The sequence below is a fragment of the Lactobacillus huangpiensis genome (genome assembly GCF_019972815.1).
GTDB classification, from domain to species: domain Bacteria; phylum Bacillota; class Bacilli; order Lactobacillales; family Lactobacillaceae; genus Lactobacillus; species Lactobacillus huangpiensis.
In genome coordinates, this window is record NZ_BPPA01000001.1 from 230,758 (window position 1) to 245,808 (window position 15,051).

At 35.9% G+C, this 15,051-nt stretch carries 17 protein-coding genes and 1 riboswitch; of the genes, 11 read left to right on the forward strand and 6 right to left on the reverse strand.

The genetic code is table 11. The features are described 5' to 3' along the window. Nucleotides 1-46 precede the first annotated feature (46 nt). Nucleotides 47-1,066 carry a type I glyceraldehyde-3-phosphate dehydrogenase gene (gene gap, locus LDM90_RS01090; protein ID WP_223896235.1) on the forward strand — a complete coding sequence of 340 codons (1,020 nt, stop codon included), beginning with the start codon at nucleotides 47-49 and terminating at the stop codon, nucleotides 1,064-1,066. A gap of 102 nt (nucleotides 1,067-1,168) precedes the next feature. Here the strand turns inward: gap and thiE are convergent, their stop codons facing one another. From thiE to thiM, 3 genes are read right to left on the reverse strand one after another with little or no spacing between them, the layout of a single operon-like run. Further along, the gene (gene thiE, locus LDM90_RS01095; protein WP_373307156.1) at nucleotides 1,169-1,834 is read right to left on the reverse strand and encodes a thiamine phosphate synthase; all 666 of its coding nucleotides are present in this window, start codon (nucleotides 1,832-1,834) and stop codon (nucleotides 1,169-1,171) included. A gap of 10 nt (nucleotides 1,835-1,844) precedes the next feature. Beyond that, nucleotides 1,845-2,648, reverse strand: a complete 804-nt coding sequence (gene thiD, locus LDM90_RS01100; RefSeq protein WP_198180544.1) for a bifunctional hydroxymethylpyrimidine kinase/phosphomethylpyrimidine kinase — start codon at nucleotides 2,646-2,648, stop codon at nucleotides 1,845-1,847. An 11-nt stretch (nucleotides 2,649-2,659) separates the two neighbouring features. Next, the gene (gene thiM, locus LDM90_RS01105; RefSeq protein WP_223896237.1) at nucleotides 2,660-3,448 is read right to left on the reverse strand and encodes a hydroxyethylthiazole kinase; all 789 of its coding nucleotides are present in this window, start codon (nucleotides 3,446-3,448) and stop codon (nucleotides 2,660-2,662) included. A 75-nt stretch (nucleotides 3,449-3,523) separates the two neighbouring features. Then, nucleotides 3,524-3,622, reverse strand: a riboswitch (TPP riboswitch). Between the two features lie 215 nt (nucleotides 3,623-3,837). On the opposite strand from thiM, the gene tenA reads away from it, so the two are divergent. The 3 genes from tenA to LDM90_RS01120 all read left to right on the forward strand — a co-directional run bounded on the left by tenA (nucleotide 3,838) and on the right by LDM90_RS01120 (nucleotide 5,394). Continuing rightward, complete coding sequence (gene tenA / locus LDM90_RS01110; protein WP_223896238.1) at nucleotides 3,838-4,497, forward strand: thiaminase II; 660 nt, start codon at nucleotides 3,838-3,840, stop codon at nucleotides 4,495-4,497. A gap of 190 nt (nucleotides 4,498-4,687) precedes the next feature. After that, a complete protein-coding gene (locus LDM90_RS01115) occupies nucleotides 4,688-4,861 on the forward strand; it encodes a hypothetical protein (protein ID WP_223896239.1) in 174 nt (57 codons plus the stop codon). Between the two features lie 116 nt (nucleotides 4,862-4,977). Further along, a complete protein-coding gene (locus tag LDM90_RS01120) occupies nucleotides 4,978-5,394 on the forward strand; it encodes a hypothetical protein (RefSeq protein ID WP_223896240.1) in 417 nt (138 codons plus the stop codon). Nucleotides 5,395-5,495: 101 nt separating this feature from the next. On the opposite strand, the gene LDM90_RS01125 is transcribed toward LDM90_RS01120, so the two are convergent. After that, the gene (locus tag LDM90_RS01125; RefSeq protein WP_223896241.1) at nucleotides 5,496-5,822 is read right to left on the reverse strand and encodes a hypothetical protein; all 327 of its coding nucleotides are present in this window, start codon (nucleotides 5,820-5,822) and stop codon (nucleotides 5,496-5,498) included. A 1,162-nt stretch (nucleotides 5,823-6,984) separates the two neighbouring features. On the opposite strand from LDM90_RS01125, the gene LDM90_RS01130 reads away from it, so the two are divergent. Beyond that, complete coding sequence (locus LDM90_RS01130; RefSeq protein ID WP_223896242.1) at nucleotides 6,985-7,146, forward strand: hypothetical protein; 162 nt, start codon at nucleotides 6,985-6,987, stop codon at nucleotides 7,144-7,146. A 440-nt stretch (nucleotides 7,147-7,586) separates the two neighbouring features. On the opposite strand, the gene LDM90_RS01135 is transcribed toward LDM90_RS01130, so the two are convergent. Together LDM90_RS01135 and thiD (LDM90_RS01140) are read right to left on the reverse strand one after the other, a co-directional pair. Then, nucleotides 7,587-8,264 carry a type 1 glutamine amidotransferase gene (locus tag LDM90_RS01135; RefSeq protein ID WP_223896243.1) on the reverse strand — a complete coding sequence of 226 codons (678 nt, stop codon included), beginning with the start codon at nucleotides 8,262-8,264 and terminating at the stop codon, nucleotides 7,587-7,589. 65 nt (nucleotides 8,265-8,329) lie between these two features. After that, nucleotides 8,330-9,142, reverse strand: coding sequence for a bifunctional hydroxymethylpyrimidine kinase/phosphomethylpyrimidine kinase (gene thiD, locus LDM90_RS01140; protein WP_223896244.1), 813 nt, complete (start codon nucleotides 9,140-9,142; stop codon nucleotides 8,330-8,332). A 147-nt stretch (nucleotides 9,143-9,289) separates the two neighbouring features. On the opposite strand from thiD (LDM90_RS01140), the gene glpK reads away from it, so the two are divergent. The 6 genes from glpK to LDM90_RS01175 all read left to right on the forward strand — a co-directional run bounded on the left by glpK (nucleotide 9,290) and on the right by LDM90_RS01175 (nucleotide 15,049). Beyond that, on the forward strand, nucleotides 9,290-10,792 hold the full coding sequence (glpK, locus tag LDM90_RS01145) for a glycerol kinase GlpK (protein ID WP_223896245.1): 1,503 nt from the start codon (nucleotides 9,290-9,292) through the stop codon (nucleotides 10,790-10,792). Nucleotides 10,793-10,818: 26 nt separating this feature from the next. Further along, a complete protein-coding gene (locus LDM90_RS01150) occupies nucleotides 10,819-11,592 on the forward strand; it encodes a tyrosine-protein phosphatase (protein ID WP_223896246.1) in 774 nt (257 codons plus the stop codon). Between the two features lie 471 nt (nucleotides 11,593-12,063). Further along, on the forward strand, nucleotides 12,064-12,960 hold the full coding sequence (yhfZ, locus tag LDM90_RS01160; RefSeq protein WP_223898640.1) for a GntR family transcriptional regulator YhfZ: 897 nt from the start codon (nucleotides 12,064-12,066) through the stop codon (nucleotides 12,958-12,960). A 17-nt stretch (nucleotides 12,961-12,977) separates the two neighbouring features. Next, nucleotides 12,978-13,334, forward strand: coding sequence for a PRD domain-containing protein (locus LDM90_RS01165; RefSeq protein ID WP_198212574.1), 357 nt, complete (start codon nucleotides 12,978-12,980; stop codon nucleotides 13,332-13,334). 1 nt (nucleotide 13,335) lies between these two features. After that, complete coding sequence (locus LDM90_RS01170; protein WP_198212572.1) at nucleotides 13,336-13,698, forward strand: DUF2620 domain-containing protein; 363 nt, start codon at nucleotides 13,336-13,338, stop codon at nucleotides 13,696-13,698. Between the two features lie 55 nt (nucleotides 13,699-13,753). After that, on the forward strand, nucleotides 13,754-15,049 hold the full coding sequence (locus LDM90_RS01175) for a YhfT family protein (protein ID WP_187154092.1): 1,296 nt from the start codon (nucleotides 13,754-13,756) through the stop codon (nucleotides 15,047-15,049). Nucleotides 15,050-15,051: the final 2 nt, after the last annotated feature.

Below are 15,051 nucleotides of genomic sequence, written 5' to 3' on the forward strand. Positions count from 1 at the left end.
ATTTGTTTTAATATACTAATTTTGTAATCTAAAGGGGGAACTTATTATGACTACAAAAATTGGTATTAATGGTTTTGGTCGCATCGGTCGGCTTGCTTTACGGCGAATTTATGAAGTGGCCAGTGACGACATCGAAATTGTCGCAATCAACGACTTAACTTCACCAGCTATGTTAGCACACTTATTAAAATATGATACTGCGCATGGTCAATTTAATCATGAAGTAACTGCTACAACTAATAGTATTGTAATTGATGGTAAAAATATTCCGGTTTATGCGGAAAAAGATGCCAGTCAAATTCCGTGGGTTAAAAACGACGGAGTTAAAATAGTACTTGAATGCACTGGATTTTATACTTCAACTGCAAAATCCCAAGCTCACCTTGATGCCGGTGTTAAAAGAGTATTAATTTCTGCTCCTGCAGGCAATATGAAAACTATTGTCTATAGCGTAAATGATGATCAATTAACTGACTCTGATCAAATTATTTCCGCAGGCTCATGTACCACTAATTGTTTAGCACCATTAGCACAGGCAATGAACGATGAATTTGGCATTCAGGTGGGAATTATGTCTACAACGCATGCCTATACTGCTTCACAAATGTTACAAGATGGACCTGATCGTGGTGGCAATGTCCGTAATGCTCGTGCCGCTGTTGCTAACGTTATTCCGCATTCAACTGGAGCAGCTAAAGCGATTGGCCTAGTTATACCTGAACTGGACGGCAAACTTACGGGTATTGCTCAACGAGTCCCTGTTATTTCTGGTTCTATTACTGAACTAGCTGCCATTTTAAGAGAAAAAGTTACAGCTGAAGAATTTAATGCTAGAATTAAAAAGCATACTGAAGGGAATGCTTCTTTTGGCTATAATGACGACCAAATTGTGTCATCAGATATTATTGGCACTGAATTTGGTTCGGTCTTTGATCCAACTCTTACCCAAGTTGAAACTGGAGATAATGGGGTACAACTAGTCAAAGGTTACGCCTGGTATGATAATGAGTCCGGTTTTGTAGCCCAAATGATCAGAACACTGCAAAAGATTGCCCAGCTAGGTTAATTCCAAAATTTAACTGATATTTTTATCAATTTATAACTGTTTATCATCAATAAAAAAATGGTTCTGCCAAGTGCAGAATCATTTTTTTGTTTTTAAAATATACTAGTCATTTTTCATCCATGGTGCTGTAAGCATTTGACTAACGGTTTGCTTAATATCATTGCTTTGGGCAATCAAAGAAATTACTGCAGCCCCAGCTGCCTTAGTTTTAGCGATTGCGCTTAAGTCGCTAGCGGTAATCCCACCAATAGCAACAATTGGCCGGGTTGTGCTTTTGACCAGTTGGCTTAAGCCAGCAATACCAATTTCGGGGTCGGCATCACTTTTAGATTGGGTGGCATAAATTGGACCGCTGCCATAATAATCAATTCCGCTAATTTTATTGGCTTGTTCAACTTGCGTTAAATTCGAGCAAGAATAGCCGATAATCATTTGACTGCCAACTTCTTTAATGACCTGTCTGATTTCTTCATCGCTTTGCCCAACATGAACGCCTTCGGCATGAACTTGTTGTGCTAGCTGAACATCATCGTCAATGAAGAAAGGTACTTGATGTGCATAACACAATTGGTGCAGCTTTTGTGCCATGGGGAGTCTCTCGGCTTCACTTAAAGTTGAATTAGAGCCTTTGTCCCGAAATTGAAAAGCAGTAATACCTGCAGCAAGTGCTTCTTTGACTATGCCCGGTAATGTTTTACCTTCTGGAACGTCTTGACTGCCACAAATAAAGTAAGCATGTAAAAAATCAGTGTTAAAGTCTTTCATTATTTCTCCTAAATTACTGAGCCCAATGATTTAAAGGACCGTGACCATGACCAACTTGAATAGTTTCTTTAATAGTTTTGGTAACGTACTTTTTAGCAATTTTAATTGCTGACGGTAAACTTTGACCTAAAGCCAGTTGAGCCGTAATTGCTGCAGCTAACGTGTCACCGGTGCCGTGGGTGCGCTCGGTATGTATTCTGGAACTGCTGACCCAAAGATCGGAACCATCAGCAAATAAAGCATAATCTTTTACTTGTTCGCTACTTGCATGACCGCCTTTAATTAGCACATTTTTAACTCCCATATCTTGTAATTTATGAGCTAATTCTGGATATTGGGCTTGATCTTGTACCTTGATATCAGTTAAAGTCTCCGCTTCTGGCAAGTTGGGTGTTATAAGATCGGCTAAAGGCAGCAGCTCATTCTTAACGGTGGCGACAGCATCTTGACTTAATAATGGTGCGCCCCCTTTAGCAATCATCACTGGATCTATGGTAATAGGACCAAAGTCATACTTTTGCAAATTAAGTGCAACTTGGTGGACGTGATCTGCATCGCCCAACATTCCTGTTTTACAAGCACGGATGTGGAAATCTTCTGCCAGAGAGGCGAATTGGGCATCGATCATTTCTAAGGGAAGTAAAAAAGACTTTTGCACACCTAAAGTGTTTTGTGCTGTCACTGCTACTACTACAGCTGTACCAAATACTTTTTGCATTTGAAAAGTTTTTAAGTCAGCCATGATTCCAGCACCGCCACCTGAATCAGTGCCGGCAATAGTTAAAACCTGGGGAAAAGAATTAATTTTTTCAGTCATCATAAAGTTCCTTAATCAAAATCAGCAATTTGTTCAATATCTGCAACTTTTACTTTATACAGATAATCCATGAGATACATGCCAAAAGTAGCGGGTCCGACATTGGGATGATCTTTAACTACTAATTGACCGGCGCAACTGAAAACTAAAGCACCTATTTGAGCTGCTTCAAAAGGATCGTCAGCAACAGCTGTAAAAGCTGTGACAATACTGGTTAACATATCTCCTGAGCCGACATGAGTTTTAAAAAGGGGTGAGCCGTTATGGACATGGGCTATTCTTTTACCGTCACTAATTGTGTCTGTAGGTCCGCTCGCAATGACTGTGCAACGATATTTTTGAGCAGTTTTAGCAGTAATTTCATCAATATCGCCAGAACCGGAGCCTGCATCAATCCCCTTTGAGCTCCAATCAAAGCCACCTAAGGCAGCTATCTCACCAATATTGCCCCGAATAATACTAGTATGAAAATCCCATAAAAGTTTATCTGTGATTTTATAACGGTACTCCACGGCGCCAACGGCAACGGGATCAAATACTATGGGTTTATTATATTGGCGCGCTAAATCTTCCACTTTTTTAATGTGGTTAATTTGCTGCTTGGTTAAGCAGCCAATATTAACTGCTACAGCGGAAGCCATCCGCACTATTTCTTCCGCTTCAGCAACTTCATTGCTCATAATTGGTGAAGCACCAATAGCATTAACAGCATTGGCCACGTCTTGAACTGTTACAAAATTAGCAATATTGAAAATAACCGGGTTTTCTGCTCGCAATTTGTCTAATAATTTTAACTGCATTTTATTACTCCTAATTTAATATCCTTAAAATTTTTGACTAATAAAAAAACTTTGGCATATGGAAATGCCAAAGCTTAAGCAGTTTTGACACGTTCCTACGCAAGTATTAACTTACAGGTTCAAAGGGTCTGAAAAATTTTCATCTCAGCCAAAAAGGCACCCCTCGTGTTATCGCTTACAATTATAACGGAATTTATTACTGATTACAATAGTAGGTTGATAAAGTTGATATCTGTTTACGCTATATATGCTGGTATTTTGACTGTTATTAGAAGATTGTGCATAAAAATCAAAAACAGTATAGTGGTTAGAGTTTATCTTTAGTAAAATGTAATTAACAATAATTAACAGTCATTTTACAATATTATTTAACTCGAAGGAGAATATTCATGAATTTTACGGATCGACTGCACGAAGCTGGGAAGGCATTGTGGCATGAAAGTATGGTGCATCCATTTATTAAGGAATTGCAAAGTGGCGAACTCCCAATTGCAACTTTTAAATTTTATCTGTTGCAGGATCGCTATTATTTAAGAGAATTTAGCAAGTTGCATGAATTAATTGCGGCAAAAACGGATAATCAGGAAGTAAAGGAATTTTTACTGGCAGGGGCGCAAGACTTGAAAGATGTCGAAATATCAGTGCGAGGCCATTTTTTTGAAGAATTAAAAATAACTGCGACTGAAATTTCTGAAACTCCGGTGGCTCCAACTGCTTATAACTACGTTAACCATATGCATATGACATTAAATCGATCTGGTGTTAAACCAGCGGTTGCAGCGCTTTTACCATGTTACTGGCTCTATCAGGAAATTGGCCAAAAAATGGCAGAAAAGGGCTCACCGGTTTCTTATTATCAAGAGTGGATTGATACTTATGATGGCGAGTGGTATGGTGCCAACGTAGAAAAAATGCTGCATTTAACCAATTCTTTGGCTGAAAGTGCTGCTAACGAAGAACTTGAGCAAATGCAAACTGCATTTGTACGCAGCAGCTATTATGAATTGCAGTTTTGGCAGATGGCTTATGAAAAGCAAGATTGGAAGTAACTTCTGCAAAAATCGCTTTTATTTTATTCTTACTTGTCTTTAGTCAATTTCATAATAAAATTTTGATATTGAACAATGTAATTATTGTTCAAAGTCCCAGGAAAGTGCGCAACTTGGGGAAAACAAGATATACTTTTATAATAATGTAGATTTACCTAGTACTGTTAATGGTGATTTAGGAATTTCTAAAATGTGGGTTACTAGTGGCAGCATATATTATGCACTAAAAGCAACTGATCTTAAACCTGTATTTCTAGTCTATAATTGGTCTGGAGAGCTAACAATGCACTACTATGCTAGTGGAAGCAAAAAAGCAAGAACCGTCAGTTATAGTGCTCGCGGTATAGACCGATGCCAAACTTAGTCGCAATATTCTTGCATTCGTAGATGACATGGCTATGCCACTTTAATTGGTAAAATTGATGGTTTCTTAGGAGATATAATGTTTCCGAGCACCGCTTTTTAAATGGAATAATAAAAATGAATGATGAACAATTTTTAAAATTAAGAAAGATACTAGATTTTTTAAAAAAACAAGCTCCGACAGCTATTATTGAAGAGAAAGTAAATAGCGTTGAAAATTATAGGGCAGAATCTGTTGATGAGTATAATAGAGCAAAAAGTTATCTTGGTGAAAATAATAGTTCGTTTAAATCTTTTCATGTAAGTGTGGATTCCGCAAAAGATTTCTTGCATTTATTGAATTTGCTGGGTGCAATACATGCAAACTTTAATATACGTTCAAAGCCTTTTATAATAGAAGGAGAAGAAAACAGTAAGTCGCTAAAAAAAGAGAACGACTATTATAACAATTGGATGGAATGTTTTTCAAACTATGAATTTATAATAGTTAATTTTGATGAAACTGCTTTAGACCAGGATCAATATTACGGTTAATTTCATTAATTTATAAAAAGGCAGCTTACCAAGCTTAAGCTGCCTTTTTAGTTCAGTTATTTCGCATTATTGAAATCATTATATTAAAAGCTAATATGCTATTATTCATCAATTTTTTTAATATAAACTAATTTTGCTTTTCTTAATATCCCACGATCTTTAAATAGAAAGCCATAAAATCTATTATTAATTTTTCCGACATAATAAAGCGTATCATAAGATCCTTGATTATCAGTAGTTATTTTAACAGAAGCAATTTTTTTATTATGTAAGCATTTATATGTGTCTATGTTATATGAATATTTTCTTTCGCCAGCACTAAGATATACGGTTTTTTCTAAAGAATTAATTCTATAATAATGTATAAAGCCCATTCCAATGCCTATAAAGAGAAATGTTGAAATAAATACAGTTATAGTTTTTTTCATTTTTACTTCCTTGTTTAATACGATAATATGCCTGAGATGAATAATACATCTGCAGAGCCTTTTGAGCTTGTCGCAACATATAAAAAATATAGCAACAATTGACAGCGCAGTGGTTAGGGAGGTCAAAGGCAACGATGTAACTCTCATTAAAATATATATGGGAGATAAAGTACAATTTTGCGAACATATTAGAATTTATATGATTATAGAGGAAATAAGTGTTCACTAGACTATGTTCAATAAATTTAAAGAAATTCATTGATTTCTGATTTCAAATTATTTGCTAATTGTTGCGCCTCAATTTTTTCTAGTAAACTTACTTGTTCTAAAGCTTTAGTTTTATCTTTTTGACAAACCGCAATTCTTGCCCTTATTACAAGCAATTTATCATATTGACAAGCTTTTTAATTAGCAGCTTTAGCTTAAGCATATTATCAGCTGCCAGCTTAAATTTATGATCTAGCATTTCTATCATGGCCTGATTAATTAAAGTATTAATTTTCAAAGATTTTTTAAAAGGGTAATCTCTGTCAATTACCTTAATTAGTTTTGTTAAAAAATTATTCTATTTTTAATATTTTTTCCTTATTGTGCAGGCTTTGCACATATTTTCATAAAAATCAATGTTATTATGAAAGCAGGAACAAAATTAAAAATAGAGTTCTAAATTTAATATAATTTCTAATATATATATTAATTCTTTATAGAAAGAATTTATAATGTTTATTACATTTTCAGTTATGTGGTTTTTAAATAAAAGCTTGCACTTTTAGCAAAATGCCTCGGCTATAGTACAAAACAGGGCACAAACCTGGGCAACTAATTTATCTGACTTTAATGCCAGCTATAGAAAATCAGGAATTTATCAAGATATAAACTAGGCTGCACAAGACTCCGAAGGAGTTTGGCACGATTAAAATTCTAAAAACATTACAGACTATCATATAGTTTGTATGTTAAGGGGGCTCAAAAATGGCTACTTCACCAGTTATACAATTCATACTTTGTAGGTCAACTTTCATTAATTATCCTTGTGATAGCAGGTATATTTTATGTAAGTAGACACAAAAAAGAAGTCTATAGTAGACCACGACTATATCCTAAAAATGTTGAAATATTTTTATCTTGTATTCCTTTTTTGGTTCCATGAGGCGCATTATTCATGTACTTCATATTTCCAATTAAAGCTAATGTTTCAGTATATATTCAAAGAGTAGTTAATGTGTGGCCATTAATTGTAATATGCGCCGTTTGGACATTGATATTACTTATTGCAATACATTATGACTTAAAGATGCGTAAAAAATATGGTGGAGATCTATAAATTTAACAATTAAATTTTAAGTCAAAGAGATTGGTTAAAATGCTTTAGCCCCGCCATTTTATTTCTAATAAAGAATGCTCCTAACAACTTTGTTTGCTAGGAGTATTTTTATGTAGTAATTAAAGACTGCAATATAGCTAATTAAATAAATAATTTATTTAAATGTGACATTTATTTATACGAAAGAAAGATATTTAATATCTATAATAATGTTTAAATCAACTCAAAATAGCAAAGAAAAATAGATGAGTTTTAGTTCACTAAACAATAAAAATACATTTAACGCCAACTTAATTCACCAGTGCCAATTTGATAATCATCCAAAGATAATAGATTTCAATTTTATCTTGCTTAGACAATTTAGACATAAAAATATGACCTGCGAAATTGTCCTAATTCGGGGGTCATATCATTTACTACTCCTAGTAGCTTTTCTGCAATTAATTTGTTTTAGCTGCTATTCGCTCATCATGCCATTCAAGAATCATCTTCACTATGGCGTTGGCGACATTCAAGTTTTTTAACAACGGTCCGTGAGAATAGGTACCAATGAAATTGCGATAACGCAGGCCTTCAACGTGGTCTTGCGGGTTGTTGCCGTAGCCTTCAATCATTTCCCCTAAGGGATGCAACTTATCCTTATCGTCAAAATAAGTTTGCCCGGAATGATTTTCAAAAGCCTTGACTTCGCCCCATTCACTCATGTAGCGGGTATCGCCAATCATGCGCTTATCTGCTTTAAAAACAGTATGGAAGGGGAGAATATCTAGCCCCTTGATAGTCACACCGGCGTTAGTTTTGTAATAAGTGCCAACGAGTTGATAGCCGCCACAAACGCCTACCATAGGTTTACCTGCATTAATGTACTTGGTTAGCGTTTCCTTATGACGCGGTAAATCTTTGGCAATAACAGTTTGTTCGAAGTCCTGTCCACCACCAAAAAAGATGAAATCATAGTCAAAAGCATTGAACTGACTACCAAGAGAAATATTATCAACTTGCGTAGTATAGCCTTGCTTTTTAAGTAAAAAACTGATGATTTTAACATCCCCGGAATCGCCATAGGTGTTCATCAGGTCTTCGTATAAATATGCAATCTTGATTATTTTATTCGCCATTGTTTACCAACCCCTATTTTCTTGTTTAAAGTATATCTTAATAGTTAGAAGTGGGCAAAGAATAGTTATTTAAGATTTTGCTGCGCTGCAAAATGATTAATTGGGCCGTATTTGGAGCCAACTGCAATGGGGTGAGCAATAGCTTCATAAGTAAAATCTTTAGCAGTCTGTACACTGGCAATAATTGATTGTCCTTTTGCTAATTCAGCAGCAATTACTGCTGATAAGGTGTCACCTGTACCATTAATTCTATCTGTATTGATAAATGGCTTGGTAAATTCGTGAAATTTTCCGTCTGCAGTGAGTAAAATATCTGTTACCTGCGATTGCGCAGAATCATCATGACGACCTTTCATTAAAACATTTTTGGCTCCCATATCCTGCAATTTTTTGGCCCCCTGATGAATTTCATCTTTGCTAGCTAAATTCAAACCGGTTAATTTTTTCTGTTCATAAAAGTTAGGTGTAATAATGTCGGCTAATGGCATTAACTGCTCAAGAAAAGCCTGGTAGGCATCGTCATCAAGCAAGGTATCACCGTGTTTGGTCATAATAACCGGATCGAGTACAATCTTACCCATATCATATTTGTGCAAATTAGCAGCAACACAGGCAATTACGTCCTTGTTAGCCAGCATACCGGTTTTAAGTGCGTCAATTTTAAAATCATCGTTTAGTACGTCAAATTGTTCCTGAATAAAAGAAATAGGCATAACTTCTTGTGCATATATACCAGTTGTATTACCAGCAACGGCAGCTGTTAAAAGCCCCATACCATATACTTGACGGGCATAAAATGAATGTAAATCAGCAGACATCCCCGCACTGCCATCGCTGTCATTTCCCGCTATTGTTAAAGCAATAATTTCTTTTTTCATTTTCATGTATCCTCTTTTTAACGTAAGCTCTATGTAACCAGTATAACTTAAAATAGGGATAATGTTATAATAATTTCTTGTAAAAGCAAGTCTGGGTAGTAAAATTAGTATAAACCGCTTTCTGTCGGAGAGGATACAAGAGACAATATGCTAAAACAATATATTATGGCAATCGATGAGGGAACTACTTCAACCAGAGCGATGATAATTGATCATCAGGGCAGAAAAATAGCTTCATCACAAAAAGAATTTCCCCAATATTTTCCTCAACCTGGTTGGGTAGAGCATAAACCTGAGGAGATTTGGCACGCAGTTCAAACAACAATTGCCAATGCCATTATTAATTCTGGCGTACGACCGGGGCAAATAGCAGCAATTGGTATTACTAACCAGCGTGAAACAACGGTAATTTGGGATAAAAAGACCGGCAAACCCATTTATAATGCAATTGTTTGGCAGTCACGGCAGACAACCGACTTGGCTGAAAAATTAAAGACAGATGGCTATAGTGAATTGATCCATAAAAAGACGGGACTAATAATTGACCCGTACTTTAGTGCTACCAAAATTCGCTGGATTTTAGACCATGTTGCTGGTGCACAAGAAAAGGCCGAAAATGGTGATTTGCTTTTTGGTACAATTGACAGCTGGCTTTTGTGGAACTTAACTGATGGTGAAGTCCATGTGACTGACTACACTAATGCTTCGAGAACGATGCTGTTTAATATTCACGACTTAAAATGGGATGACGACATTTTGAAACTGCTCAATATTCCCAAGGTAATGTTGCCAGAAGTTAAGTCCAATTCTGAAATCTATGGTTATACCAAGTCTTATACCTTTTTTGGTGGCAAAGTGCCAATTGCCGGTATTGCCGGAGACCAGCAGGCAGCCTTGTTTGGTCAGCTGGCTCTGAAAAAAGGAATGGTTAAAAATACTTATGGTACTGGCTCCTTTATCGTGATGAATACCGGTGACCAGCCGACAGAGTCGGACAATAATCTGTTGACGACTATTGCTTATGGCTTAAATGGCAGAATTTCCTATGCTTTAGAGGGTTCTATTTTTGTGTCTGGCAGTGCTATTCAGTGGTTGCGTGACTCGTTAAAAATGATTAAGACAGCTGCAGATTCAGAAAAGGCGGCCAGGCAGTCGAAGTCTGAAAATGAGGTTTACGTTGTTCCGGCATTCACAGGTTTAGGTGCTCCGTACTGGGATTCAGAAGCACGTGGATCCGTTTTTGGAATTACACGTGGAACAAATGATAAGGATTTTATCAAGGCGACGTTGCAGTCGCTGGCTTACCAGACGCGAGATGTAGTGGATACGATGCAGGTTGATTCCGACATTAAAATTCCAACCTTGCGCGTTGATGGCGGAGCTTCCAATAATGATTATTTGCTCCAATTTCAGTCTGATATCTTGGGCATTAAAATCGAACGTGCTAAAGTATTGGAAACAACTTCAATGGGCGTAGCCTTCTTAGCCGGTCTGGCAGTCGGCTATTGGCAAAATGTAGCTGAATTAAAAGATATTTTTGTTGTAGGCAAGACCTTTGAGCCTCAAATGCCTGAAAGTGAAAAAGAGCATTTATATCAAGGCTGGAAGAAGGCCGTAAAAGCTACTCAGGTTTTTGCACATGGTGAATAAGTTATTTAAAAAAGGGGGACAAGAAATTGGCACATGATCGAATAGTTGCACTAGATAGTCCGATGAACTTTCGTGATGTTGGCGGTTATCAAAGTGTGACTGGTAAAACAATTAAATGGAATAAAATTTATCGTTCAGATTCGCTTAGTTCTTTAACAGCCAGGGATCAAGTTAAGTTAGCTAAAATGCGTGTCACTGTCGATTGCGATTTACGTTCTGAATACGAGAAGTCCTCTTCACCGGATATGTCTTGGCCCGAAGTGGAATATGTCGATTTACCAGTATATTCAGACAGTATTAATGACACGCAAAATAAGCGCTCAGTCTACCGTTTTTTACATCATATTCCTGATATGCACAATAACTTTATTGGTCGCATTTACCAGCAAACTCTGCTTAGTTCGCACAGTCAGGAAATGTTTGCTCGTGTTTTTGCGGAATTGCTGGAATTGCCCGAAGATGAAGCACTGGTCTATCATTGCAGTGCTGGTAAGGACAGAACAGGAATGGTTTCGGCTTTAATATTAATGGCGCTGGGCGTAGATGATGATACCATTGCCCGCGATTATTTATTAACTAACGAGTTATATGATTTTGCTGTTTCCCGCCAATTACCAAGTAATGATGAAATTACGCAAATGGTTTCAAAAATGAATGTAACTAAAGGTGAAGGCATAGCTATTCGCGGCATTACAGAAACAGTCCGTGGTGGCTGGGGCGATTTTCCCACCTTTTTCAAAAAAGTATTGGGCTTTAATGATGATGACTTGGCTCAATTAAAACAAATGTACTTAGATTAAAGGCAGATAACAATAGTAACCTTGCTTGACGTTGCTAAAAAAGCAAATGTTTCAAAGATGACAAGTTCATGGGGTTATCTCTCTTAAGTAGTTCGGTGATGGGTCAATAGTTCTGTAAAATATTAAACAAAATGCATAATTTAAAAAGAAAAAATCAACGAGATAAAAAGCATTGAATTTTATTGTTCAATGTTTTTTTCATATGTATTTTTTCTTGAACTTAATATTAGTTATCAGTAAAAATATCAAAATTTAACTGTAAGGTATAAGAACTATATAAAGACCTTTTTTAAGGAGATTTACTAATTATTTTTAAGTTTTCTTTAAAGCTTGTATTTGTTATATTATGGCAAATTTAAAATCATATTGACAAAAGGCACGATTTGAGTAATACTGAAAACGTATTCAATATACGGTATTTTGAATATTCTATAAAAAGGGGTTTTAAAATTGCAAACTGCACAGTATAAAATGAGAGGATTAGCGCTAACATTTTTAGCAAAAAAGTATTTACTTTTGGAACCTGACGATCGCGTACCAACAGTAGAGGAATTTTGCAAAGAATCAAATATATCTCAGGGTACAATGCAGGCAGCAATTAGTATCTTAAAGGAGGATGGTGCAATTAGTACAAGATCAAGAGGTCATTTAGGTACATTTGTTGAAAGCGTTAATCATCATAAACTACTTTCTTATATAGGAAATCATACATTGGTTGGTTCATTACCACTACCATATACTAAAAAATATGAAGGACTCGCAACTGGAATTTACAAGGCATTTTTCAACAATGAGATTCAGGTTAGCCTTTCGTATATGAATGGTAGTGAAAAGAGACTTTCGGGATTACAAGAAGATCGTAGCAATTTCATTATCACTTCAGGATTAACTGCTGATTATTTGATTAAAAAAAATGGCAACTTGGCGGAATTTTTAGTACTGCCTGAACAAACTTATGTTACAAAGCACGTTTTAGTTTTCAGAAAAGGTGAAGATGCACAAATAAAAAGTGGTGCCAGAATTGGGGTAGATACACAGTCCATTGATTATACTTTGCTAACAAAGTATGTAACCAAAGGAAAAAATGTGCAGTTAATTCAAATGCCATATAACCAAGTGAGCAAAAGTATAGAAGAAGGACTAATCGACTTTGCTATTTGGAACAAAGATGAAGTTGTCGAACATAACTATCCACTTGATTATAGTGAAATAGACAATAATTTAACTGTTCGCTCTTCTCAAGCTGTATTTGTAGGTAAAAAAACGGATATTTTTACAAAAAGTATTTTAGAGAAAACGATAAATGTAGATAAATTGTTAAGTACACAGAAAAAAGTGATTTCTGGTGAACTTCTTCCAGAATATTAAGGATGTGGTCATTTTTAATGCAAAAGGAAACTCAAAACAAGCTGAATATACTATTGCAGGCGGGTAAAATCAATGACTTAGACGTAGAATTTCTTAATGAAATTGATAATGATTTGAGTAAATATGATAATGGAAATAAAGAAGAGATGCTGTTAATTCATGTGGCAATGACTATCTCGAGACAGAGAAACAACGAGGTGATTGATACCATGCCCGAAGCTCTTTGGCAACAAATAAAAAATAAGCCTGCATATCAACGAGCAAAGCAATATTGGCTAGAAAAGAAAGCAAAAGCACCTATTGCCCTGAGTAAGGATGAAGATCAGTATATTATTATGCATTTAGTAAATGTTTTATCGAAGGGAGGACATTAGTATGACAAAAATTGTAATTGGAGGCCAAATGGGCAAAGAAGAAATCAGACAAGACTTAGAAAAATTAACAAGCGATAAAAATGTCGAAATTACTGTGCAGAGTGACCTGGATGCTGCAATGGCAGTTCAAAATCATCAAGCTGATTTTTACATCGGTGCCTGTCAAACTGGTGCTGGAGGTGCATTAGCGATGGCTACCGCCTTACTTGGTTCAGGGAAAACCCTCACTGTTGCTACACCAACTAAGGTATTAAAAGCAGATGAAATTAAAAAAGGGGTAGAAAGCGGCAAAGTTGCTTTTGGTTTTACATTTAATGCTAAAGATACTGTATTGCCAGAAATTGTTAAGGCATTACCTTTATAGTGTTTTTAATATCAATATTCAATTTTTAGAATATTGAATATAAGGAGGATAAAAAATGTCAATGACTACAATTATAAATTATGTTCTAATAGCCCTGGTTGGGGGCGTTGGTTCAGTTTTGGCGAATAAAGGCATTGCTGTTTTCAATGATGGATTAAGGCCAATTTATCCAGAATATTTTGACCACAAAATTAATAGACGTGAATTAGCTCTAACATCTTTTGGAGTTAGTTTTGGCTTAATTATTGGTTTTGGTATTCCAGTATCAATTGGTTCAACGATTTTACTCGCTCATAGTATTTTACTTGCTTGCGATATTTTTGGTACTTGGACACCTGATAATAAATGGGGTGCCACTGCTGCTTTTGCTATTGGAGCAGTTTATGGTGCTGGCTTATTATTAGGCTTATCTTGGATCGTTAAACTATTCAAAATGCTGCCATTTAACTTTTTTGGAGCACTTTCTCTTTTAGGTAGTCCAATATTGCTTGCCTTTTGTGCATTTCCAGCAATTGCAGTTGCAGAGCAACATAATGTAAAAAAGGGTCTTATTACCTTTGTTTGGACCTTTGTAACTTACATTCTAATTAGTAAGTTTGGAATCTTTAACTTGGGTAATGGTATTACCATCACTTTGAACGCAACCGGTATGGCACTATTAGTGGCCATGATTTGTATGGTTTATTACGCAGCCAAAGTAAAGGGAACCAATAACTCAAACGAAAATTTGGTTAATGTCTTTTCTGCACGTATCGGAAGAATTAAGAAAAATTGGATTTGGCTTTCATTAATGGGGGGCTTGATCACTGCTGCTTCAAGTGAATTAATTCTTGCAGTTGATGTTCTTCCTCAACAGTTATTGATTAAAGGGCAAATTCAAGAAGCAGCAATGGCAACTTTTGCCAGAGCCATTGGCTTCATTCCCTTAGTATTTTCAACCGCTATTGTAACTGGTGTTTACGGTATGGCTGGAACAACTTTAATTTTTGCAATCGGCTTGTTATTAAAAGGTCAACCGTTAGTTGCCTTTATCGCAGGTGCTGTCTGGATGTGGATTGAAGTACAAGCCTTAGGTGCTACCGCTAAAGGAATGGATAAGTTTCCAGGTTTACGTGATATGGGTGACCATATTCGTACTTCTCTGATGGAAACCATTTCAACTTCGTTATTAATTGGGGCGGCCATTGCATGTAATAAGATGGCACCAAATCTAGGATTCTTCTGGGTCATAGGTACCTGGCTCTTAAATAAAAAAATGAAAAAACCTCTAGTTGATATGGCCGTGGGGCCAATAGCTACTATAGCTTTAGGACTTTTATTAAATATTTTAAGAATAGTGCATTTATTCTAAGG